Origin of the sequence: Rhodoplanes elegans (assembly GCF_016653355.1) — a bacterium.
In the GTDB taxonomy this organism is placed as follows: Bacteria; Pseudomonadota; Alphaproteobacteria; order Rhizobiales; family Xanthobacteraceae; genus Rhodoplanes; species Rhodoplanes elegans.
In genome coordinates this window covers 1-4,581 of sequence record NZ_NHSK01000170.1, presented here as the reverse complement: position 1 = coordinate 4,581, position 4,581 = coordinate 1, and the positions used below count along the sequence as shown (strand labels likewise).

The window sequence follows — 4,581 nt, the reverse complement described above, 5'->3', positions numbered from 1 at the left end:
CGGCATTGATCAGGAAGTTGGCCTCGTGATCCAGCTCGCCGTCGTAGTAGCTGATCGGCCGCGCCACCCCGACGATCGCCGAGGAGGTCTGGTTCTCCGGCGACCAGTACGGGCCGCCGCGCTCGCGATCGCGCTTGGCGAACAGCGCCGCGACCGTGGTCGAGGCCGGCCGGGTCAGGATCGTGTCGTCGGAACCGTCGACCACGGCGAAGCGCCGCACCGCGGGATCGATGGCGTAGAGGTAGCGGCCGTTGTCGCGCCGGAGCCGCTCGGCCCACAGCGCCGCCTGGACGCGGTCGAGATTGGGCGCGTCGCAGATGCCGATGGCGAGCAGCCGCTTGGCGACCGCGCTCATGGCGAGCGCCACCGGGTTCGCCACCGGTCCCGTCGCGACCGTGCCGGCCGCGCCCGAGCCGTCGCCCGTGATCGCCATGGTGACGGTGTTGGGGATGCCGAAGCCCGCGTCGTCGATCGTGACGCCGACCACCTTGCCGCCCTGAATCACGGCCTTGCCCTTCGGCACCACCTGGGCGCCGGCGGCCGTGAACGTCACGGTCGCCTCGGTGTAGCCCGAGCCCTCGTTGGTCATCGTCACCGTGGTGGCGCCAATCGGCGAGTCGTTGCAGAACCCCGGGCAGACGATCAGGCCGGGCCGCACGCTGGTCTGGGCCCGCGCGTCGAGCAGGCCCCACAGGCCGGTGCGGTCGGACGGATCGCCGATCACCGAGCCCAGCATCTCGTTGCGGGTCGACTTTTTCTCGACCCGGCGAATGATCATGCTGGGGCTCACGCCCTCGGCCAGGATGTCGTCGATCGCCGCCGACAGCTCGCCGGCGTCGCCGAGCTTGGCGATCCGCTCGGCCTCGTCGCCGTACAGATGGACGTTGGTCTCCAGCGGGAAGGTCGCGGGGTTCGCCTCGTCGGCCGACGCCACGATGGTGATGGTGGAAAAGTCCGGCACCTGGACGGTGCGGGCGTCCTCGCCGGAGTCGATGAAACGAACGCCGTGGTTCTTCGTGAGCGCGGCCATCGGAACCCCTTCGCAAACCGTTCGAACGCCCCTTGACGGGGGCCAGAATCGAACGCGAGATTAGGGGCTACTCCAATTTGTCGGGCCGCTGACAGGCGTCAGCGGCGGAATTGCGATGGCGTGCATTGTTCTTCCGGTTCCTCTCGCCACTCACTTCGACGCTGTCATCAGGGCCGTGCAGCATGCAACGCCAGCGACAGCCCCGACCATCGTTCAAACGGTGATATCCGAGTTCGCCTGTCTGACCGATTTGGTCGAGATGACCTATGAGCTCAGCGCAGCGATCAACAACGTCGTTCGCAACGTGGAGTTTCTGGCCGAGGCCCTTCTCCTCCCGAACTCGGAGTTCCACGCGCTGCGAGCCCTTCATTCTGTCGGTTCCGCAATAGTGGTCCTGCGAGATCAGCTCGCCCGAGCGGAGCCGAGTGAGGAAGCGAGGGCTCAAGACCTCTCCTGGTGACGACGCCGGGGAATGCCATGCGGCGATCAAAGTGCCGCCCAGCGCAGCCACATGGCATCGACCTCGCCGTCCGTCATGCTCGGGCGGCTCGCCTGCAGCATCAGGGTGAGCGGGTGATCGCGCCGGGCGTATTCCATCGTCAGGAACCGCACCTTCTCGCGCGTCTTTGCGGCGTCGTCGAAGCCGGGCGCAGCGCCGATAATGGCGGCGATGGAGGCCGGCACGGCCGTGGCGCTCGCCTCGAACTCGGCGAGCGTGATGAAGCCGTCCTCGAACAGGCCGAACAGCACCTGGCGCCGCGACAGCAGCGGCAGCGTCGCCGGGTCGGCCGCGCCCGGCGTCGGCTGCTCGGCGAGGAGACCGAGGTCGGACGGGTCGCCCAGCGCGGTGATGATCACGGGATCGCCGGCGGCGGACCACCACGTCTCGCCACGGTGATCGGCGACCAGGCTCCACGCCCCGACATCGAAGACCGCGACGGTCCCGGGTGCCGCCGGCGGCGGGGCGACGGCGGTCGCGAACGCGGGGACCAGCCAGGCGCCCTCGGTGAGCGGGTCGGGATCCGCGACGCCCGCGGCGATCAGCTCGCCGCTCCGCGGATGATGGTGCCAGATCTGCATGGGGACCGACCTCAGTACTTGATGCAGGCGAGCTTCGAGACGTTGCGCGGGCGCGTTTCGGTGCCGCCGGTCGCGGTCGTCGGCGTCGTGTCGCCGCCGGTTCCGCCCGCGGCCGCGTTGCCATACGGGTTCCCGGATCCGATCGGCCTGTCGACCCGATGGATGTGACTCTTGAGGTCGTCGGCCTGCCAGCTGCCGAGCGCGCGGCCGCTGTCGATGCCGCGCCCGTCGTCGAGGGCGCGCACGAACTCGCCGCGGCTGTCGGGCAGACGGAAGTTCGTGGCGCCGTCGCCGGACGAGAAGGCGCCGGTGTTCCCGGTCACCCACTCCGCGTCGGTCACGACGCGGCCCGAGCCCTGCGCATAGGCCCACAGGGACGCGAATGTCGTGCGCGAGAGAAGCGCGCCGTTCTCCTTGACGAATCCGGCCGGCGCGACCGCGCCGTTGACCCAGATGGTGGTCCCGACCGGCACGGGCGTGATGGCGGCCACCGTGGACGAGAGCGCCGCCAGTGCGGCCGCGACCGTGACGGCGAAGTCGGGGTCGTTTCCGATCGCGTTCGCGAGTGCGTCGAAGTCCCGAAGGTCGTCCGGGGCGCCGTTGACCAGCGCGGCGATCCGGGTCGCCACGAAGGCCGTGGTGGCGAGGCGCGCCGAGGCGTTGTCGTCGGGCGGCGTCGGCGCCGTCGGGGCACCCGTGAAGGCCGGCGAGGCGATCGGGGCGAGCGACGCGATCGCCGCCGCGATGGCGGCCGACGGGTCGCCGGTCGTGATGGCCTCGGCGATGATGGCGGCGCGCCGCGCCGGCGTGAGGAAGAACCGCTCCGCGCTCTCGGCCACGGCGGCGGCCGGCACACCGTCGCGGTAGCCGACGAGCAACGCCTCGATCTCGGCGGCGCGCGGCGCGATCTCGGTCTCGATCGCCCGGATCACCCGGGCGACGAGCACGCTGGCGTCGGCGCCGAGGGCCGCGATGCCGCGCTCCAGCACGTCGAGCCGCATGTCGACGTCCTGGCGGAACGCCCGCTCGCTCTTCAGCACCTCGCCGACGTTCGAGACTTCGTAGGCTTTGTCCGTCGGGTACTTCCGCGCCATCGCGCCGCCTCGCGTTCCGCCGACCCGATCAGCGCGGGCCCCAGCCGGTGATCTTGCCGGCGTGCTCGCCGGCGAGCAGCCCGGCCAGGATCGCGCCCGTCACCTCGGTCTCCTGGCCCGGGCCGAAGCCGATGCCGCCGAGCTTGAACCGGGTCTTCGCGTGGACCCGGTAGTAGGCCGCGGGGTCGATCACGGATGCTGCGGTCGTGTCGTCGGCCGGCGCGGCCGCCTGCGTGGTCTTCTTCGCCATGGGGTCACTCCGTCGTGTGGGTGCGGCGCTCGACGTGATAGGTCACGCGGGCGTTGTTGGTGGTGCCGGTGAACTCGATCTTGCAGCCCGAGATCCCGGAGCCCGAGGCGAATTGGAACGTCCAGATGCGCTCGATCGCGCCCTCCCGCACCAGGCCGTCGGTGCCGACCACGGGCTTGCTTTCGACCGCGTCGTGGGTCTTCACACTGGCGTACCCGGCGCCGTGCAGCAGCTTGGCGACGAGCGTGTGGCGCGCCGCGTCCCAGGCCGCGACCGTCGCCTTGACGTAGACGGTCTCCAGCGCGGACCCGAAGGCGATCGGGCTCGAGATGTGCTTGAAGTCGTCGTCGGCGCGGAACACCTCGACCTCGGAGAAGCCGAGATCGAGCACCGGCATGGCCCACTGGTCGCCGCGCAGCACGACACGGAAGTCGTAATAGGGCGTGACGCCGGAGCCGAAGAGCGTCTCGTCGCCCTCCGGCGCCTCGATCGTGCGCCACTGGCCGCCGACCTGGAGCTGGAACTTGCGGCTCGTGTTCTCCGGCAGGACCTCGGCGTTGCGGATCCGGATGTTGTGGATGCCGCCGTCGAGATTGATGCCCTGCAGCGGCACCGTGATCGAGGTGAGATCGAAGCGGCAGTACTCGGTCACGTGACAGATGTCTTTCGTCAGGTCGCCCAGGAAGAACGCTCCGTCGGTCGACTCGAAGTAGTTGCCGGCCAGGAACTTCTGGCCCTCGGCATAGGCGACCGTCACGTCGCCCGTGGTCGCGAACAGATAGGCGTAGCGCTTGCCCGGCTCCTCGTAGACGGGCGTCGCCCAGGGGAAGCGCGTCATCGCGGGCCAGGCCTGGAACTGATTGGCGGCGAGCGTCACGGTGCGCAGCATGCGGCCGGGCCGCGGCGTGCCGTCCTCGCCGCACTCGACCAGCGAGACCGACACCTCGGCGGTCGCCGACCAGGCGACGATCGCGAGCCGCATGCCGGGCGACCACCGGCCCTGCGACTGCAGCCAGGACTGCGCCTTGATCACGCCCTGGATGGTGTGCGGCACCGGCGCGTAGACGTCGTAGGGCGCCTTCGTCGTGGTCTCCCAGAACTTGCGCACCCGGATGATGGCGTGGCCG

General features: G+C 70.2%; 6 protein-coding genes. 1 reads left to right on the top strand and 5 read right to left on the bottom strand.

The window, feature by feature from the left end:
• A partial coding sequence (locus CCR97_RS21430; RefSeq protein WP_201159829.1) for a phage tail sheath protein occupies positions 1-1,030 on the bottom strand: 1,030 nt, incomplete at its 3' end.
• A 115-nt stretch (positions 1,031-1,145) separates the two neighbouring features.
• Here CCR97_RS21430 and CCR97_RS21425 point away from each other — a divergent pair.
• Positions 1,146-1,490, top strand: coding sequence for a hypothetical protein (locus CCR97_RS21425; protein WP_111357046.1), 345 nt, complete (start codon positions 1,146-1,148; stop codon positions 1,488-1,490).
• A gap of 26 nt (positions 1,491-1,516) precedes the next feature.
• Here the strand turns inward: CCR97_RS21425 and CCR97_RS21420 are convergent, their stop codons facing one another.
• The 4 genes from CCR97_RS21420 to CCR97_RS21405 all read right to left on the bottom strand — a co-directional run.
• Complete coding sequence (locus CCR97_RS21420; RefSeq protein ID WP_201159828.1) at positions 1,517-2,110, bottom strand: hypothetical protein; 594 nt, start codon at positions 2,108-2,110, stop codon at positions 1,517-1,519.
• Positions 2,111-2,121: 11 nt separating this feature from the next.
• Positions 2,122-3,204 carry a phage tail protein gene (locus tag CCR97_RS21415; RefSeq protein WP_201159827.1) on the bottom strand — a complete coding sequence of 361 codons (1,083 nt, stop codon included), beginning with the start codon at positions 3,202-3,204 and terminating at the stop codon, positions 2,122-2,124.
• A gap of 28 nt (positions 3,205-3,232) precedes the next feature.
• Positions 3,233-3,454: a hypothetical protein gene (locus tag CCR97_RS21410; protein WP_201159826.1), complete on the bottom strand. Its 222-nt coding sequence runs from the start codon at positions 3,452-3,454 to the stop codon at positions 3,233-3,235.
• Between the two features lie 4 nt (positions 3,455-3,458).
• Positions 3,459-4,581: hypothetical protein (locus CCR97_RS21405; RefSeq protein ID WP_201159825.1), on the bottom strand; the 1,123-nt coding region annotated here is incomplete at its 5' end.

Coding starts and splice junctions, on each gene's coding strand:
- CCR97_RS21415 (WP_201159827.1), bottom strand. CDS start 3,204: ATGGCGCGGAAGTACCCGACGGACAAAGCCTACGAAGTCTCGAACGTC.
- CCR97_RS21425 (WP_111357046.1), top strand. CDS start 1,146: ATGGCGTGCATTGTTCTTCCGGTTCCTCTCGCCACTCACTTCGACGCT.
- CCR97_RS21420 (WP_201159828.1), bottom strand. CDS start 2,110: ATGCAGATCTGGCACCATCATCCGCGGAGCGGCGAGCTGATCGCCGCG.
- CCR97_RS21410 (WP_201159826.1), bottom strand. CDS start 3,454: ATGGCGAAGAAGACCACGCAGGCGGCCGCGCCGGCCGACGACACGACC.